Annotated in this window: 15 protein-coding genes and 1 pseudogene; 12 read left to right on the top strand and 4 right to left on the bottom strand. The window is 73.3% G+C overall.

Features of this window, described 5'->3' with window-relative positions; genetic code table 11:
* The first annotated feature begins 277 nt into the window (after positions 1-277).
* The 3 genes and pseudogenes from ABD369_RS13680 to ABD369_RS13690 all read left to right on the top strand — a co-directional run bounded on the left by ABD369_RS13680 (position 278) and on the right by ABD369_RS13690 (position 1,781).
* The gene (locus tag ABD369_RS13680) at positions 278-910 is read left to right on the top strand and encodes a CBS domain-containing protein (protein WP_344636628.1); all 633 of its coding nucleotides are present in this window, start codon (positions 278-280) and stop codon (positions 908-910) included.
* A 326-nt stretch (positions 911-1,236) separates the two neighbouring features.
* Positions 1,237-1,521, top strand: a pseudogene (locus tag ABD369_RS13685) (LLM class flavin-dependent oxidoreductase); the annotation flags it as partial.
* Between the two features lie 17 nt (positions 1,522-1,538).
* Positions 1,539-1,781, top strand: coding sequence for an SDR family NAD(P)-dependent oxidoreductase (locus ABD369_RS13690; RefSeq protein WP_344636757.1), 243 nt, complete (start codon positions 1,539-1,541; stop codon positions 1,779-1,781).
* A gap of 250 nt (positions 1,782-2,031) precedes the next feature.
* Here the strand turns inward: ABD369_RS13690 and ABD369_RS13695 are convergent, their stop codons facing one another.
* The 4 genes from ABD369_RS13695 to ABD369_RS13710 all read right to left on the bottom strand — a co-directional run bounded on the left by ABD369_RS13695 (position 2,032) and on the right by ABD369_RS13710 (position 6,659).
* Entirely contained in the window at positions 2,032-2,277 is a 246-nt protein-coding gene (locus ABD369_RS13695) for a DUF1918 domain-containing protein (RefSeq protein ID WP_344636629.1), read from the bottom strand.
* Positions 2,278-2,526: 249 nt separating this feature from the next.
* On the bottom strand, positions 2,527-4,905 hold the full coding sequence (locus ABD369_RS13700) for a glycoside hydrolase family 65 protein (protein ID WP_425557615.1): 2,379 nt from the start codon (positions 4,903-4,905) through the stop codon (positions 2,527-2,529).
* 133 nt (positions 4,906-5,038) lie between these two features.
* A complete protein-coding gene (locus tag ABD369_RS13705) occupies positions 5,039-5,746 on the bottom strand; it encodes a helix-turn-helix domain-containing protein (RefSeq protein WP_344636631.1) in 708 nt (235 codons plus the stop codon).
* Between the two features lie 16 nt (positions 5,747-5,762).
* The gene (locus ABD369_RS13710; RefSeq protein ID WP_344636632.1) at positions 5,763-6,659 is read right to left on the bottom strand and encodes a universal stress protein; all 897 of its coding nucleotides are present in this window, start codon (positions 6,657-6,659) and stop codon (positions 5,763-5,765) included.
* Between the two features lie 228 nt (positions 6,660-6,887).
* Between ABD369_RS13710 and ABD369_RS13715 the strand changes: the two genes are divergently transcribed.
* The 9 genes from ABD369_RS13715 (at position 6,888) to ABD369_RS13755 (ending at position 16,469) form a co-directional block, all read left to right on the top strand.
* Positions 6,888-9,626, top strand: coding sequence for a bifunctional acetate--CoA ligase family protein/GNAT family N-acetyltransferase (locus ABD369_RS13715; RefSeq protein ID WP_344636633.1), 2,739 nt, complete (start codon positions 6,888-6,890; stop codon positions 9,624-9,626).
* Positions 9,627-9,631: 5 nt separating this feature from the next.
* The gene (locus tag ABD369_RS13720; RefSeq protein WP_344636634.1) at positions 9,632-10,315 is read left to right on the top strand and encodes a CBS domain-containing protein; all 684 of its coding nucleotides are present in this window, start codon (positions 9,632-9,634) and stop codon (positions 10,313-10,315) included.
* Complete coding sequence (locus ABD369_RS13725) at positions 10,312-11,103, top strand: HAD family hydrolase (RefSeq protein ID WP_344636635.1); 792 nt, start codon at positions 10,312-10,314, stop codon at positions 11,101-11,103. Before ABD369_RS13720 ends, ABD369_RS13725 begins: the two co-directional genes overlap by 4 nt.
* A gap of 254 nt (positions 11,104-11,357) precedes the next feature.
* Positions 11,358-12,524 carry a 4Fe-4S dicluster domain-containing protein gene (locus ABD369_RS13730; RefSeq protein ID WP_344636636.1) on the top strand — a complete coding sequence of 389 codons (1,167 nt, stop codon included), beginning with the start codon at positions 11,358-11,360 and terminating at the stop codon, positions 12,522-12,524.
* Positions 12,521-12,973, top strand: a complete 453-nt coding sequence (locus ABD369_RS13735; RefSeq protein WP_344636637.1) for a cyclic nucleotide-binding domain-containing protein — start codon at positions 12,521-12,523, stop codon at positions 12,971-12,973. The genes ABD369_RS13730 and ABD369_RS13735 overlap by 4 nt, the downstream gene beginning before the upstream one ends.
* A complete protein-coding gene (locus ABD369_RS13740; RefSeq protein WP_344636638.1) occupies positions 12,970-13,788 on the top strand; it encodes an FAD/NAD(P)-binding protein in 819 nt (272 codons plus the stop codon). Before ABD369_RS13735 ends, ABD369_RS13740 begins: the two co-directional genes overlap by 4 nt.
* Position 13,789: 1 nt before the next feature.
* Positions 13,790-14,629 (top strand): NADH-quinone oxidoreductase subunit B family protein, encoded by an 840-nt coding sequence (locus ABD369_RS13745; RefSeq protein WP_344636639.1) that lies wholly within the window; start codon positions 13,790-13,792, stop codon positions 14,627-14,629.
* Positions 14,626-15,987 (top strand): Ni/Fe hydrogenase subunit alpha, encoded by a 1,362-nt coding sequence (locus ABD369_RS13750; RefSeq protein WP_344636640.1) that lies wholly within the window; start codon positions 14,626-14,628, stop codon positions 15,985-15,987. Before ABD369_RS13745 ends, ABD369_RS13750 begins: the two co-directional genes overlap by 4 nt.
* On the top strand, positions 15,984-16,469 hold the full coding sequence (locus tag ABD369_RS13755; RefSeq protein ID WP_344636641.1) for a hydrogenase maturation protease: 486 nt from the start codon (positions 15,984-15,986) through the stop codon (positions 16,467-16,469). Before ABD369_RS13750 ends, ABD369_RS13755 begins: the two co-directional genes overlap by 4 nt.
* Positions 16,470-16,545 lie beyond the last annotated feature (76 nt).

The raw sequence follows: 16,545 nt of genomic DNA on the forward strand, positions 1-16,545 counted from the left end.
ACCACCTCCAGGGGGCTCCTACCCGGCCACCTTCCCACTCCGACGTCCTTGTGCCATCCGCCTCAGGGCCTGTGCCCGGTGGGTCCACCGGCCCTCTCGCAACCGCCATTCCGATCGCACCGGCCGACGGGACGCGGGTGTCGCCCCGGCCATGGGCCGTTGGGCCCCCGGACCGAGGCCCTGGAGCCCCTCGTGACGTGTCCCGGGCCCGGGGCATCGTGGAACCAGCACACTGTGGCGAACGTACCGGGGCAGGCGGTGGGAGAGGTGACGGTTGATGCAGCACCGCAGCGTTGTGGACGTGATGACCCGCGAGGTCGTCCGGGTGGCGCCCGAGACGGGCTTCCGGGGGGTCCTGGCCCTGCTCACCGAGTTCGGCATCACCGCCGTGCCGGTGGTCGACGGCGACGACCGCCCGATCGGCATCGTCTCGGAGGCGGACCTGATGCGGGTACAGGCCGCCCAGGACGACCCGTCCGGTCTGGTCGCCGAGCCCGCAGCCGGGGGTCGGGAAGCCGCCACCGCACGGGAGTTGATGACCAGCCCGGCCATCTGCACCTCGCCCAGCACGAGCGTGGTGGCCGCCGCCAGGCTGATGAACCGGCACCAGGTCAAGCGACTGCCGGTGGTCGACGAAAACGGCCGCCTGGTGGGCATGGTCAGCCGGAGCGATCTGCTGCGGGTCTTCCTCCGTGACGACCACGCCATCCGCAACGAGATCGTGGAGGACGTCCTCGCCCAGGTGGCGGGCGTCAGCCCGGCGCAGGTCGGTGTCGAGGTCGACCAGGGCAGGGTGACGCTCAGCGGCACGATCGCGGCACCCCACCTGGTGCCGATCGTGCTGCGTCTGTGCCGCTCGGTGGACGGCGTGGTGTCGGTCACCGACCGTCTGGAGTGCTCCACCGGCTGAGAACGGGCGGCACACCGGGCCCTCGCGAGACCCGTACGGTCAGCGGCCGACCGCACGGACGTGTCCGGAGGACCTCACTGGTTGTTGAGCCAGGTGCTCGGCGACGTCCCACCGTCCTTGTGGCCCTCGGCGCCTTCGCATGCCCCTCCCGCTCGACGAACGCCGCCAGGCCCTGCGTGAACCGGCAGGGAGGAGAGTAGCTCTCCGGGGGAGGATGCCGGGCGGCAGGCACGGATCCTGCGGACGGGGGTACAGCGGCTGCGGCCTGGAGCACCAGAAGCCAGGATCGGTCCATGGCGATTCGTTTGGGATTCGGGCTGCCGCAGATGAAGTGGTACGACCTCGCGCACGCTCCGGCAGAGGCGGCGAGGGCAGCGGAGCGGATCGGCTACGACAGCCTGTGGGTTTTCGAGCGGGTGCTCTTCCCCGAACGTCCGCGGCAGGGCCTGTACGACGTGCCAGGACTGGCCTGGCCGGACTCCTACCGGTCGGTTGCCCATCCGTTGGTGGTCCTCTCACTCGCCGCCGCGGCGACCGAGCGGGCCCGGCTCGGTAGCAGTGTGCTGATCGCGCCCTTCCACGGCCCGTTCCAGCTCGCCCGCGCGCTTGCGACGCTGGATGGTACGGCATCCGTGTCAACGCGGTCGCCCCGGGTTATACGCAGACCGGCATGTACGAGCGTGCCACCGGCACCGACGCGGTCCGCGCCGCAGTCAACGCCGTGCTCCCGCTGGGCCGGCCCGGGACCCCCGAGGAGATCGCGGCGGCCGTCCAGTACCTCGGCTCCGGTAAGGCCAGCTACATCACCGGCCAGACCCTCACCATCGACGGCGGTCTGATGTCCGGCTGGCCCCTCTTCCCCGATGCCTGAGCTTGCCGTTTTACCGTTCGTAGCGGTTCATCGTGGCTTGGTGCCCTTCTTGCGGCGGGCGGATCGGGTGTGTGCCTCGTCGGTGGCGAGGACTCTGCCCACGTCGTGTCGGGGTGCCAGTCGCTGGTTCCTGGAGCCGGCACACCTCGGGCACTCAGGAGGTGGGCGACCGCGAAGCCGATGAGCCCCGCGAGGGCCGGTGCGGCCAGGTCGCGCCCTTCGCGGCCGTGACACCGGTGCCTCGAAGTGGTCAGTCCGCGAAGAGGTGTGGGCCTCCGGGTTCCACGGTCTCCTTCTCGGGGCCCGGTTGCGGGTAGTGGTGGACCCTGGCGTCCGGGCCGGGGAAGAACTCCGACACCCGTCCGGTGTCCGACCAGCGAACGTCGTAGGGCGGGCTGCCGTCGGCGTGGTGCAGCGCCACGACCTCGCCGTCGCGGCGCGTGACGCCGGGCCGGGTGCCCTCCACGATGATCCGGTCTCCCACTGCGGCTTTCATCTCATGCTCCTTGACTCACCAGGGCTCCGCCATGTGCCCGGGGCGGGCCGCTACCTCCATGGCATCGCACGGCCGCACCGCCGGCCAGGGGCCGACCGCCCCTCCGGGTGGGGCCGCCGGTCCCGGGACGGACCGGCAGGTCGGGCCTGGCGGCGCGGGGAGGAGTAGGTGGAGCCGCTGTGGTCCGGCCGGACGCACGGCCGGGGCGGCGGGTGAGCCGCCCGGGCCGGTGCGGCAGACCGGGCCCGCTCAGAGGGTGAAGCGGTGGCTCTCGCCGGGTCGGATGGTGACCGGGGAGCCCCGGAAGCGGACCTGGACCGGTTCCTGGCGGCTTTCGCGCAGGCTGACCGTGATCTGCCGGTGGTCGAGCGCGAGCTCCACGCCCCAGTGGCCCCGGTAGCGCAGGTCGAGCTCCAAGTGGCCCAGCGCGGAAGGCAGGTGGGGGTCGAGCCACAGGGCGTCCTCGCGAATTTCCAGGCCCGTGTAGCAGCGCTGGAGCAGGTCGACGGCTCCCGCCATGGCGCCCAGGTGGACGCCCTCGCAGGTGGTGCCGCCCTGGACGTCCCGGAGGTCGGCGGTCAGCGCGTCGCGGAAGTGGCGCCAGGAGGCCCGGCGGTCGGAGCGGGTCAGCACCCAGGCGTGCACCACCGAGCTGAGGGTCGAGCCGTGCACGGTACGGCGCAGGTAGTAGCCGGTGGTGCGGCGCAGCAGCTCGTGCCCGGCCGGGTAGCCGAGTCGGCGCAGCAGGTCGCGGACCTCGCGGGCGGAGAACAGGTACCAGAGCATCAGGACGTCGGCCTGTTTGGACGCCTTGTAGCGGTTGACGCTGTCCCCCTCGGCCTCCAGGATCCGGTCCAGCCTCCTCAGATCGGGGTGCCGCTGCCGGTACGCCGCCCAGTCGAACTCCGCCAGCCGCTCGTAGCCGTCGAACTGGCTGAGCACGCCGTCGTGGAAGGGGATGTGCAGTCGGCGGCTGACCTCCTGCCAGCGGTCCAGCTCCTGCGGGCCGAGGGCGAGCCGTTCCAGGAGCTCCTCGCGCCGGTAGCCGGGCAGCGCTTCGACGGTGTCGAGTGCCCGGGCCAGCACCCACGAGGCCAGGACGTTGGTGTACGCGTTGTCGTCCACCCCCGGCCGCTCGGCCCAGGGGTAGGCGTCGTGGTACTCGTCGGGGCCGAGGACGCCGCGGATCGAGTACCGTCCGCGCCCGGGGTCGTAGGTGGCGGATGAGGACCAGAAGCGGGCGATCTCCAGGAGCATCTCGGCGCCGGCGGTGGCGAGGAAGTCGAGGTCGCCGGTGGCCTGGTAGTACTGCCAGACGTTGTAGGCGACGGCCGATCCGACGTGCCGCTGCAGGTGGCTGTGGTCGGGCAGCCAGTGGCCGGAGAGCGGGTTCAGGTGCAGCCGCTGGGACTCCTCGCGGCCGTCGCTCGCGCTCTGCCAGGGGTACATCGCACCGCGCAGGCCCACCTGGCGGGCGGCCTGGCGGGCGGCGTCCAGGCGGCGGTGGCGGTAGCGCAGGACCGCCCGGGTGAGTTCGGGGAAGCGCAGGTTGAGGAGCCTCAGGACGAAGAGCTCGTCCCAGAAGACGTGGCCGCGGTAGGCCTCGCCGTGCAGGCCGCGGGCGGGAACGCCGACGTCGAGGTCCACGGAGTGCTCGGAGTACGTCTGGAGCAGGTGGAACAGGTTCAGGTGGAGCGAGCCGATGCCGTCGAAGTCGGCCTCGATCCGGCAGCGGCGCCACAACTCGGCCCAGCGCAGGGCGTGTTCGGCCAGCAGTCGGTCGAAGCCCGGGGCCTGCGCGGCGAGCAGCCGGGCGGCCCGCAGCGGAGCGCCGATCGCCGGGTCGCGGGAGGTGTACACCGCGACGGTCTTCTCCACGGTGACCGGTCGGCCCATGAGGGCGTCCAGGGTGAGGAGTTGGGCGGCCCAGCCGTCCTCGACCTCCCCGATGCGGTCGACCGGGAGCGGCGTGTTCGCGTGGTGTACCCGGGTGCGCGCGGCGAGGGCGATGTGCAGCGGTGATCCGGCGGCGGTGACCTCCAACCGGAGCAGGCCGTCGTCGCCCGAACCTTGGCTGACCGGGACCAGATGGCGGTCGGCCAGGCCGAGGTAGCGGGCGACGCCGGTGTTGGTCACCGTCCCGTCGAGCGCGGAGCGGACCTCCAGCCGGCCGGACCAGTTCTCCGGCACCAGTGTGGTCTCCAGCGCGACCAGGTGCGGCTGGGCCTGACTGGCGACCCTGCGCTGGACCATCCGGGTGCGCAGGCCCTGCGGGTCCGCCACCAGCGCGTGCCGGGTGAGCACACCGCGGCGCAGGTCCAGCTCCAGACGCTGCCGTACGGGTGGGCCGGCGAACCACTCGCCGCCCTCGGGGCGGAAGGTGAGCGGCAGCCAGTTCGGGCAGTTGACCAGATCTTCGTTGTCGACGAGGTGCCCGTCGACGGCGGACGTGGCGCGGTCGTAGCACCCGGCGAGGTAGGTGCCGGGGTAGTGGACGCCGTCGGCCCGGGACTCGGGGGCGGCGCCCCGGGTGACCAGGTAGCCGTTCCCCACGGCGCACAGGACCTCGCGAAGGCCCTCCTGGACGGGATCGAATCCCTCGTACCGCAGCGTCCAGGGGTCGGGCATCGCCGGCTCCGCGGCCGAGAGCGGCGCCCTCCGTGCCCCGGGCGCGGAGGAGTGCGCGCGGGCGTCTGCGTCCACCTGGCTGGCCTCCTCCGCTCGGCCTGCCTCCAGTGTGAGCGGCGCACCGTCACCCTGCTCAGTGGTTGGAGGCCGACGGCGGTGGCGTCTGCTCGGTCCGGATGATCCGGCCGGTCACGGCGGTGGGCTCGATCCGGACCCAGACGTCGCGATCTCCTCCGGCCCAGGGGGTCGGGAAGCCGCGGTGCGTGAGGTGTTCGATGGTCTCCTGGTCCTCCAGGATCGCGGTGGTGCCGGTGGCGAGGACGCTCCAGCCGGTGCTCAGCGCCTCGTCCAGTCGGTCGACCTCGAAGGCGACGTTCGTGCCCACGGCGGAGGCCAGCAACCCGGTCGCGGTGGTGCGGAAGACCAGGGTGCCGTCCAGCACCAGGTAGTTCACCGGAAGGACGACGGGCCCCTCGGAGGTACTAAGGGCCACGCGGCCGACGCCGCCCGGAGCCAGCCTGGCCCAGCACTCCGCAGCACCGAGCTCGGTCAGCACCGGACGGGTGCTCGCCCGTCCGCGGCCCGGCGGCAGGTCGAGGCCGCCGCCGAGCAGCTGCTGGGGGGTCGTGCCGAGCGTTCCGGCCAGCCTGGTGAGCGCGGCGATGTCGACGGCGGCGGGCGAGGACTCCACGTACTCCAGGTACGTCTCGGCCATGCCCGCCCGGGCGGCCGTCTCCCGGCGGCTGAGCCCTAGCTGCTGCCTGCGTAGGGCGATGCGGCGGCCGAGGTCGCCGGCGCCGGTCGGGTACTTCCCGGCCGAGCCCGCGTGCTGCATGAACATGGCCTGCTCCCTTTCGTTACCGGCTTCGGGATCCGCTCGGGACCACCACGAGCGGGCGGTGGCAGCGGTTGACCAGGACGCGCCCGGTCGACCCGAGCACCAGGCCCTGGAAGCCGCCGAGTCCCCGGTTGCCGATCACCAGGCAGCGGGCGTGCCGCGCGGCGGTGGCGAGCATCTGGGCGGGGTCGCCGGTGAGCACCTCGTGCCTGACCCGGACGTCCGGGTACTTCTCGCGCCAGCCGGCGAGCGACTCGGAGAGGTCGAGGAGCGACTCCTCCACGAGATCGGGGCGGTCCGCCTCGCGCGGGCGGCGGACCTCGACCGCCTGCAGGTCGGTCTGCCCGAGCGAGGCCTCCTCGAAGGCGAAGCCGATCGCGGCCTCGCAGGCGGCGGAGCCGTCGATGCCGACCACGACCGGGCCGGCGCCGGAGGTGTCCGGTTCGGGCTCGGGGACGAGCACCACCGGGCACGGGGGATGGCCCACCAGGGACGCGCCTTTGGAAGCGATCATCAAGGTGGCCTGCGGCTCGGTGAGGTGCCGGCCGCCCAGGACCAGCTGCGCCGCTTCTTCGGCGGCCTCGCGCAGCACGCGCACAGGTCGCCCCTCGACGAGCCGGGAGGTGATCTCCAGCTCGGGGTGGCGTTCGGCGGCGAGCAGCCGGGCGGTCTCGAGCAGCTCCTCGCCGTGGGCCCGCAGCGTGATCAGCCGGTGGTGCCCGGGCCGTCCGGGCTCAGTCTGCGGGGAGATGCCGGTGGGCCAGTCCTGGGCGTGCAGCAGGTGCAGCGGCAGGCCGCGCCAGGCGGCGGCGTCACAGGCCCAGCGCACGGCCCAGCGGCTGGCCTCGGAGCGGGAGACGCCCACGACCACGGGGCGGCGGCTTCCGGTGCCGGTCGGGGCTGTGGAGCCGTTCATCGGGAGCTCCCTTCGGTTCGGAGCCGGCACTTCACCGGTCTGCTTCCAGCCTCGGTGGCCCGGGCCACTGCCGGGGAGGGCCGTTCGGACCGCTGGGCGGGACCGGGCGGCCCCTTCGCGCGGATCGGTCGGGGAAGCCCCGGGGTCGGTCGGCCCTGTCGGGACCGCGCGGCGGGGACGGATGGTGGAGGTGTACTGCTCGGGAGCGCCATGGACCGAGGAGGCGCCATGTCCACCGCTCAGCACCCGCCGCGCTCCGTCGAGGCGCTGCTCGCCGACGGGACCACCGTGTCGATCCGGCCACTGGGACCGTCCGACCACGCGGCCGTCCTCGGACTGCACGCGGAGCGGATGTCGGATGACAGTCGCAGGCTGCGCTTCTTCGGCGCGAGTCGGCGTGCCCCGCAACTGGCGGCCGAGCGGCTGTCCGGGCCGCCGAGACCCGAGCTCCTGGCACTGGGCGCCTGGGCGGGCGGAGAGTTGGTCGGGGAGGCCGACTGCGAGACGGTCCCGGGACACCCGGAAGCGGCCGAACTCGCCCTGGCCGTCGCCGACGACTGGCACCACCGGGGCGTCGCCACCCTGCTGCTGGAACACCTGGTCCACGCGGCACGGCAGAATGGCATCCACACCTTCGAGGCCGACACCCTCGCGGACAACCGGGCCGTGCACCGGGTCTTCTCCGACCTCGGCCTGCCGGTGCGCCGCCGCTTCGAGCAGGGCGAGGTACGGGTCCACGTCCCGCTCGACGAGGCGGACGAGCACTACCGCGAGGCCGTGGACGAGCGGGGCCGCAGCGCCGACGTCGCCAGCCTGGCCGCCCTGCTGCGCCCGGCGTCCGTCACGGTGGTGGGTGCCTCCCGGCGGCCGGGCTCGGTCGGTCAGTCCGTGCTGCTGAAGATCCGGCAGGCCGGTTTCACCGGCGAGCTGTGGGCGGTCAACCCGTACGCCGCCGAGATCGCGGGCGAGCGGGCCTACCCTTCGCCGAGCACCCTGCCCGGCACCCCGGACCTCGCCGTGCTGGCGGTGCCGCCGATCGCGGTGGCGAGCGCCGCCGAGGAGTGCGGCCGGGCCGGAGTGCGGGCGCTGGTGGTACTCACCTCCGGTCTGGACGCCGATGCCGCGCGGCAGTTGATGCACGTCTGCCGCCGCCACTCGATGCGGCTGGTCGGCCCGAACAGCCTGGGCATCGCCCAGACCGACCCCGCGATCCGACTGGACGCCGAGTTCGGCGGCGCCTTCCCGCTGCCCGGCACGGCCGGGGTCGCGGTGCAGTCCGGCGGAGTCGGGATCGCGCTGCTGGAGCGGCTGGCCTGGCTGGGCATCGGGGTCTCCAGCTTCGTCTCGCTCGGTGACAAGTACGACGTCAGCGGCAACGACCTGCTGCAGTGGTGGGAGAGCGACGGCCGCACCGACCTCGCCCTGCTGCACGTGGAGTCCTTCGGCAACCCGCGCGCCTTCTCCCGCACCGCCCGCCGGGTCACCCGCAGGTTCCCGATCCTCACCGTCGACGCCGGACGCTCGCCCGCAGGGCGCCGGGGCGCCGCCTCGCACACCGCCGCGGCAGCCACCCCGACCGTCACCCGCGAGACCCTGTTCCGCCAGGCCGGGATCACCGCGACCCGCAGCATCGCCGAACTCGTCGACACCGCCGCCCTGTTGCACAGCCAGCCGCTGCCCTCGGCACGCTGCGCGGTCGCCGTCGTCTCGAACGCGGGCGGTGTCGGCATCCTGGCCGCCGACGCCTGCGCGGACACCGGGCTGACCCAGCTCGAACTGCCCTCCGACCTGGTCACCGAGCTGCGCGACCTGCTCCCCGGCAGCGCCTCGACCGCCAACCCGGTGGACACCACCGCAGCCGTGACCCCCGGCCAACTCGCCGCCTGCCTGGACACCTTGTCGCGCAGCCGGGCGGTGGACGCCCTGCTGGTCTGCCTGGTCCCCACCGCACTGACCACCGCAGCGCAGGACGATCCCCTCCGCGCCCTGCTCGACGGCCCCGCGCACCGCCGCATCCCCCTCGCCGCCGTACTGCTCAGCCAGGAGGTACCGGTCCGCCTGCTGACCTGCGCCGACGGCGGGCACATCCCCTCGTACACCGACCCGCAGGACGCCGCGCGGGCGCTCGCCCACGCCCGCGACCGGGCCCGCCGACTGGCCGAGCCGCCCAGCCCCGAGGCCGCGGCCCCGCCCGGCTGCGACCCGGCCGCCGCCCGGCGCCTGGTCGAGTCCTTCCTCACCGCGAACCCGGGCGGCGGCTGGCTCGACCCGGCCCTGACCGTCGAGCTCTTCGACTGCTACGGCCTACCGCTGACCATCTCGATCTGGACCCCGGACGAACACGGAACCGTCGTCGCCGCCCAGTCGCTGCGACAGCTCGGACACCGGCGCGAGGTCGTGCTCAAGGCGTACTGGCCGGGCCAGGTCCACAAGAGCGCGGCCGGCGCGGTCCGCACCGGCCTGGCCACGGACACCCAAGTCCGCCAGACCTTCCGGGAGTTCACCGAACGGTTCGGCAGCCGGCTCACCGGCGTGGTGGTCCAGCCGATGGCCGCACCCGGGCTGGAACTGCTCGCCGGAGTCGTCCAGGACCGGGTCTTCGGACCACTGGTCCTCCTCGGCCTCGGCGGCACCGCCACCGAGGTACTGGACGACCGGGCCGCCAGGCTCGCCCCGCTGACCGAACGGGACCTGGCCACCATGCCCGCCGAACTGCGCGGCTCCGCACTGCTGTCGGGCCACCAGGGCGCACCCGCCGTCGACCTGGCCGCCGTCCAGGACGTCCTCGCCAGGCTCTCCCACCTGGCCACCGACCTCCCACAGCTCGCCGAACTCGACCTCAACCCGCTGATCGCCCGGCCCGACGGAGTGCTCTGCGTGGACGCCCGGGCCCGGCTGGAACCCAGGCCGTCCTTCGACCCCTACCTGCGACGGCTCCGCCGCCCGGCGGCCGCCGAAGAGGACTGAGTACCATGAACCACAGCATCCTCGACGGCACTTCGACCGTGGGCTTCGCCGACCCGGGCCACACGCGCATCCCCGGCCGGGCCCTCGTCCGGACCTGCATGAGCCGCCCTGCCGTCGCAGTCACCCCCGACACCGACTTCGCCACCATGGTTGCCGCCATCACCGCGTCCCGGCGCGGCGTCCTGCCCGTCGTCGCCCCGGACGGCACCGTGACCGGCGTCGTCGCCGCCTCCGACCTGCTGGCCGCCTACGCCGAGCCGAACACGGCGGAGCTCCTCGCCCGCGACCTGATGACCGCGCCGGCCGTCACCGTGGCGGAGGACCGGACCGTCGCCGAGGCAGTGGCCACCGTCCACCAGAGGTCGATCCACCACCTGCCGGTGGTCGACGGCGAGGACCGGCTGACCGGCACGGTCTCACCACACGACCTCCTGGACGCCCTGCGGCGTGACGACGAGCAAATGCGCAACGAGGCACTGACCCTCGCCCTCACCCCGGGCACCGGCGTCGTCCCGAGCTCGCTGCACATCAGATGCGAACGCGGCCGCCTGACCGTCGCCGGCCGCACCCGCACCCGCGGCGACGCCGCCGCGCTCTGCCTCCAACTCGCCCGGATCGAGGGGATCGCCGGCCTCACCGACCGGCTCCGCTGGGACCTCGACGACATCGAAGGGCGGGCCGAGGCATGATCGGCTCCGCCGTCACGGTGCTCCTGGACCCGCGCCGCATCAACGCAGCGGTGTTCGACGCCGACGGAGTGCTCACCGACTCCCTGCCGCTGCGCACCACCGCCTGGCGCGACACCCTGCACGCCTTCACCGCCCAGTACGCCCGCGCCACCGGCGACGCGCGGCCCCCACTGGCCACCTCGGCCGACCTGCCCGCCCACCTGGCCGGCCTGCTCGACGAGGACATCGCGGCCGCGCTGCTCCGCCCGCCCACCCGTCGAGTCGACCTCGCCGGCAACCATCTCGGCCCGGCCGAGGCGGAACTGCGCCGGATCCTGGCCGACCACGAGGACCAGCGCTTCACGGAACTGCTGGACGCCGAAGGGCTGCAGGCCCGTCCCGGCGCCCACCGGGTCCTGCTCGACCTGCAGGCGGTGGGCGTCGTGGTGGGAGCGTTCTCCAGCGGCAAGCACTGTCCGGCGATGCTGCACCGGGCCGGCCTCGACCACCTGGTGGCGGTCAGTGTGGACGCCGAGGACACCGAGCACTACGGGCTCGCCGGACCGCCCAACCCGGCGCTGCTCCAACTCGCGCTGCGCCTGCTGCACACCCGGCCCGAACACGCGGCGGTGTTCGCGGACACGCCCGCCGCCCTGGAAGCGGGGGAGCGGAGCGGGTTCGCCCTGGTCGTCGCCGTCGACCACCGGGACGAGGAACGGGCCCGGGTGCTGGGCGGCCGGGAACCGGTGGTCCACGACCTGCACCAGGCCGAGGTGCCGGCCGGCCGTCCGATGCCGCTCGGGCTGTGACCGGGCCATGAGCGGGCCGATGCCTGCCCGTACGGCCCTATCGGCGCTGTGTCGGGCCCGAAATCCTGCTCATCAGGGCGGTTCTGTGCAACAGATGGGCCGGTGGCGGGAAGGGACGGCGGCAGAGGTCCGCGGCACCGGAACAACCGGAGAGGGAGGTACCCCGCAGTGAAGTGGCTCGGATCGGAAACAGCTGGAGGAACCCCGGCACCCGCGGGCGGGCGCGGGTCCATGACTGACGAGCGGACGCCCTGATGAGCGCCCCGGTCACTCCGGCGGCCGACGAGGCCGTGATCGACCGCGAAGGCCTGGCAGCCCTGGTCGACGTCCTGCGCTCCCGCGGCTTCACCGTGATCGGCCCGACCGTACGGGGCGGTGCCATCGTGCTCGACGAGCTGGAGTCCGCCGAGAGCCTGCCGTACGGCTGGGGTGTCGAACTCGAGGCGGGGCAGTACCGGCTGCGGGAACGGCCGGACCCGGCGGCCTTCGCCAACGCGGCCGGACCGCAGTCGTGGAAGACCTTCCTGCACCCCGCCCGGGTCCGCCAGTGGCGGGCCGAACGAGCCGACGGACAGCTCACCTTCGAGGCGGACGACCCCCCGACGCCCCGCTACGCCTTCCTCGGTGTCCGACCGTGCGACCTGCGGGCCATCGCGATCCAGGACCGGGTGCTCACCGGAGGCCGGCACGCCGATTCGACCTACCAGGGCCGGCGCTCGGGCGCGTTCCTGGTCTCGGTGGAGTGCACCGAGCCCGGAGGTACCTGCTTCTGCGTCTCCATGGGCACCGGGCCGGCGGCCGGCCCTGGCTACGACCTGGTGCTCACCGAACTGGTCGACGACGAGGACGGCCACCGGTTCTGGATCCGCAGCGGCAGCCCGGAGGGCGCCGACGTCCTCGCCGAACTCCCCGGCAGAAGGGCCGACGACGCCACCCGTGCGGCCGCCCACGAGCGGGTCTCGGCCGCCGCCGACCGGATGGGCCGCACCATGCCGGAGGCCGACCTGCACCAGCTGATGGCGGGCACGCTCGACGCCCCGCGCTGGGACGACGTCGCGTCCCGCTGCCTGACCTGCGGCAACTGCACCATGGTCTGCCCGACCTGCTTCTGCACCACCACCCAGGACGTCACCGACCTGACCGGCGACCACGCCGAACGCTGGCGGCTGTGGGACTCCTGCTTCGACCTGGACCACTCCTACCTGCACGGCGGAACGGTGCGCGCCTCCTCGCGCAGCCGCTACCGGCAGTGGCTCACCCACAAACTGGGCACCTGGTACGACCAGTTCGGCTCCTCGGGGTGCGTCGGCTGCGGGCGGTGCATCGTCTGGTGCCCCGTCGCGATCGACATCACCGAGGAGACGGCCGCCCTGCACGACTGGGCCGGCCGACCGGCGGACGACGGCGAGGAACCGGCATGACCGAGCTGCCGTTCCTGCTCGACGCGCTGCCCCAGGCACACCGGGACCGGCTGCTCGCCCTCGCCCGCGACAACTCGTTCCCCCCGGGCGGGCGGCTGTTCGACGAGGGAGGGCAGGCCGACCGCTTCTGGCTGATCCGCTCCGGTGAGGTCGCCCTCGACCTGTACGTCCCCGGCCGCCCGCCGCCGGTCGTGCAGACCGTCGGTCCGGGCCAACTCCTCGGCTGGTCCTGGCTCTTCCCGCCGTACCGCTGGCACCTGGGGGCCCAGGCCCTCGGGCCGGTGGACGCCTGGGAGTTCCCCGCCGACGAGGTCCGAGCGCTCTGCACGGCGGACCCGGTCCTCGGGTACCAGCTGACCCTGCGCTGCGCCGAGGTGATCGGCGAACGGCTCCGGGCCACCCGGATCCGCCTGCTGGACCTCTACGCACCTCGCACGGGCGCGCCATGAGCACCGTCACGCCACCGCTCCCGTACCGGGTGACCGCCTTCCGGCCGGAGACGGGGGACGCCGTGTCGCTCGAACTGCAGCCCGTCGAAACGGCGCTGCCCGCCTTCCTGCCGGGGCAGTTCTCCATGGTCCACGCCTTCGGCGTCGGCGAGGTGCCGATCTCGGTCAGCGCGATCCGAGGCCGCGACGGCGCCCTGGTGCACACCGTGCGCGAGGTCGGCGCCGTCTCCGGAGCACTGTGCCGACTGCGCCCCGGCGATGTCCTCGGCCTGCGCGGCCCCTACGGCACCGGCTGGGACCTGGACTCGGCGACCGGAACGGACGTCCTGGTGATCGCCGGCGGCATCGGACTGGCTCCACTGCGCCCGGTGGTGCACCAGGTGCTGGACCACCCCGAACGGTACGGCGATCTCCGCGTCCTGGTGGGCGCCCGCACCGCCGGGGACCTCCTCTACCGGGACGAGCTGGAAAGCTGGCGGACCTCGGCCCAGGTCGAGGTGACGGTCGACCGCCCCACCCCCGGCTGGCAGGGCGCGGTCGGCGTCGTCACCACACTGCTCGACCGGGCCGGACCGCTCGGCGACGACACCCGCGCACTGCTCTGCGGACCTGAGGTGATGATCCGCCACACCGCGCAGGCGCTGCTCGCACGGGGTGTGCCCGCACGGCGCATCCAGGTGTCGCTGGAGCGGAACATGAAGTGCGGCACGGGCCACTGCGGCCACTGCCAGCTCGGACCGCTCCTGCTCTGCCTGGACGGACCGGTGGTCGACTACGCCCGATCCGGGCCACTCCTCGCCGTGCGGGAGTTGTGAGATGACCGACGACACTCTCCCCACCCTCGCGGTCTGGAAGTTCGCCTCCTGCGACGGCTGCCAGCTGACCCTGCTCGACTGCGAGGACGAACTGCTCGGCCTGGCCGACCGGGTGCGGATCTCGCACTTCCTGGAGATGTCCGGCGCCGAGGGTACGGGTGACGACGGCCCGGCCGGCCTGGAGGGCGTCGGACCGTACGACCTCTCCCTGGTCGAAGGGTCCGTCACCACGGCCGAGGACGCCCGGCGGATCCGCCGCATCCGGCAGATCTCCCGCCGCCTGGTCACCATCGGGGCCTGCGCCACCGCCGGCGGCGTCCAGGCCCTGCGCAACTTCGCGGACGTGACGGAGTTCCGCGCCGCCGTCTACGCCCACCCCGAGTACATCGCCACGCTGGCCACCTCCACCCCCATCTCGGCCCACGTACCGGTCGACTTCGAGCTGCGCGGCTGCCCGATCGACCGCCGCCAGCTGCTGGAGGTGATCACCGCCTACCTGGCCGAACGCAAGCCGAACATCCCGGCGCACAGCGTCTGCTACGAGTGCAAACGCCGCGGCACCACCTGCATCACCGTCGCCCACGGCACCCCGTGCCTCGGCCCCGTCACCCACGCCGGCTGCGGCGCCATCTGCCCGGCCTACGACCGTGGCTGCTACGGCTGCTTCGGGCCGTCCAACACCCTGAACATGCCGGCGATGGTGCGCCAGCTCCAGCACGACGGCATGAGCGAACGGGACGTCGTGCGGGTCTTCCGGACCTTCAACGCGGCCTCCCCCGAGTACGCCGAACTACCCGGTCTCGTCAACCAGGACACCTCCACCGACAGGGAGACCGGATGAGCCACCGGGGAGAGCGGATCCTGCGCCTGGACGCACTCGCCCGAGTGGAGGGCGAAGGCGCCCTGCACCTGGCGATCGGTGACGGCGAGGTCACCGACACCCGCCTGCGGATCTACGAACCGCCGCGCTTCTTCGAGGCATTCCTGATCGGCCGAGGGCACACCGAACCACCCGACATCACCTCCCGGATCTGCGGAATCTGCCCCGTCGCCTACCAGATGACCGCCTGCCAGGCCATCGAGGCCGCCTGCGGTGTCACCGTCGACGGCCAACTCGCCGAGCTGCGCCGCCTGCTCTACTACGGCGAGTGGATCGAGAGCCAGTCCCTGCACATCCACCTCCTCCACGCCCCCGACTTCCACGGCCACCCCAGCGCCGTCGAACTCGCCCGCGAGCAACGCGGACCCGTCGAGCGGGGACTGCGGATCAAACAGGCCGGCAACGCCGTCATGGAGCTGCTCGGCGGCCGCGCCATCCACCCGGTCAACGTCCGGCTCGGCGGCTTCTACCGGGTACCGACGCGAAGCGAACTCGCACCGCTGGCCGAGCAGTTGCGCCGAGTGCGGGACGACGCACTGGAGACGGTGCGCTGGGTGGCCGGTTTCGACTTCCCCGACGCGGAAATCGACTGCGAACTGCTGGCCATGCAGGAGAGCGGCCGGTACGCCATCGACTCCGGTGCGCCCACCGTCCTTAGCCCGGCCGACGGCACCACCCCGAATCAGGCGAACTCACAACGCCGGTTCCCCGTCGGCGAGTTCGAACAGCACGTGGTGGAGGAACACGTCCCCCACTCCACCGCCCTCAGATCGAGCCTGGACGGCAGACGCCATCTCACCGGCTCACTCGCCCGCTATGCCATCAGCGGCCGCTGGCTGCACCTGACCGCCGCCGAAGCCGCACGGGCGGCCGGCCTCGGCGACCCGGCCACCGGCGCGGTGTGCCGCAACCCCTTCCGCAGCATCGTCGTCCGCGCCGTCGAAGTGGTGCACGCGGTCGAGGAGGCGCTGCACATCATCGGCGCCTACGAACCGCCGCCCCGGCCGCATGTCGACGTGGCGCCGCGCGCGGCCGAGGGCTGCGCCGCCACCGAGGCGCCGCGCGGCCTGCTCTACCACCGCTACGCCATGGACGCGGACGGCACCCTCACCTTCGCCCGGATCGTCCCGCCGACCGCCCAGAACCAGGCGGCGATCGAGGAGGACCTGCGGCGGCTGGTGCAGGCGCGCCTGGACCGGCCCGGCGATCCCCCCACCGACGAGGAGCTGACCGGTCTGTGCGAACGGGCCGTCCGCAACCACGACCCGTGCATCTCCTGCTCAGCCCACTTCCTCGACCTGACCGTGGACCGGGCGTGACGGGCCGCGTGGTCGTGATCGGCGTCGGGAACCCCTACCGCCGGGACGACGGAGCAGGACCGGCCGTCGTCGAAGCGCTGAGCAGCACGGTGCCCGAGGGTACGCTGCTCATCGTCAGCGACGGCGAGCCCGGGCGGATGCTCGGCCTCTGGACCGGCCGTGACAGCGTGATCGTGGTCGAGACCGTGCACGGGCACCCGGGCCACCCGGGGCGGCTGCACACCCTGGACGCCGAGACGACCGCCAGGTGCGCGAGCGGCCCGGCCAGCAGCCACGGCCTGGGCCTCGGCGAGACCGTCGCCCTGGCAGCCGCGCTCGACCGGATGCCCCTCGAACTCGTGGTCCACGCAGTGGAGGGCGAGGACTTCGGCCTCGGCCCCGGACTCAGTGCCGCGGTCCGCGCGGCGCTCGCGGAACTCGTCGACCGGGTGGCCACAGCCGTCCGGGACGCGCACCGACGCCAGCGTTCCCGGTCAGGCTGAGCCGGAGTTCCCGGGCCGAGGCTTCGGGTACGGGGCAGGGCTCTCGGTCGTCATGGCGATCTCCAGAGGAAAGCCC

Source organism: Kitasatospora cystarginea, assembly GCF_039533515.1.
GTDB classification, from domain to species: domain Bacteria; phylum Actinomycetota; class Actinomycetes; order Streptomycetales; family Streptomycetaceae; genus Kitasatospora; species Kitasatospora cystarginea.

Bases quoted from the DNA above. Each gene is read 5' to 3' on its own strand.
- ABD369_RS13705 (WP_344636631.1), bottom strand. From the start codon at position 5,746: ATGTTCATGCAGCACGCGGGCTCGGCCGGGAAGTACCCGACCGGCGCC.
- ABD369_RS13710 (WP_344636632.1), bottom strand. From the start codon at position 6,659: ATGAACGGCTCCACAGCCCCGACCGGCACCGGAAGCCGCCGCCCCGTG.
- ABD369_RS13720 (WP_344636634.1), top strand. From the start codon at position 9,632: ATGAACCACAGCATCCTCGACGGCACTTCGACCGTGGGCTTCGCCGAC.
- ABD369_RS13745 (WP_344636639.1), top strand. From the start codon at position 13,790: ATGACCGACGACACTCTCCCCACCCTCGCGGTCTGGAAGTTCGCCTCC.
- ABD369_RS13695 (WP_344636629.1), bottom strand. From the start codon at position 2,277: ATGAAAGCCGCAGTGGGAGACCGGATCATCGTGGAGGGCACCCGGCCC.
- ABD369_RS13740 (WP_344636638.1), top strand. From the start codon at position 12,970: ATGAGCACCGTCACGCCACCGCTCCCGTACCGGGTGACCGCCTTCCGG.
- ABD369_RS13700 (WP_425557615.1), bottom strand. From the start codon at position 4,905: ATGCCCGACCCCTGGACGCTGCGGTACGAGGGATTCGATCCCGTCCAG.
- ABD369_RS13725 (WP_344636635.1), top strand. From the start codon at position 10,312: ATGATCGGCTCCGCCGTCACGGTGCTCCTGGACCCGCGCCGCATCAAC.
- ABD369_RS13680 (WP_344636628.1), top strand. From the start codon at position 278: ATGCAGCACCGCAGCGTTGTGGACGTGATGACCCGCGAGGTCGTCCGG.
- ABD369_RS13715 (WP_344636633.1), top strand. From the start codon at position 6,888: ATGTCCACCGCTCAGCACCCGCCGCGCTCCGTCGAGGCGCTGCTCGCC.
- ABD369_RS13750 (WP_344636640.1), top strand. From the start codon at position 14,626: ATGAGCCACCGGGGAGAGCGGATCCTGCGCCTGGACGCACTCGCCCGA.
- ABD369_RS13730 (WP_344636636.1), top strand. From the start codon at position 11,358: ATGAGCGCCCCGGTCACTCCGGCGGCCGACGAGGCCGTGATCGACCGC.
- ABD369_RS13735 (WP_344636637.1), top strand. From the start codon at position 12,521: ATGACCGAGCTGCCGTTCCTGCTCGACGCGCTGCCCCAGGCACACCGG.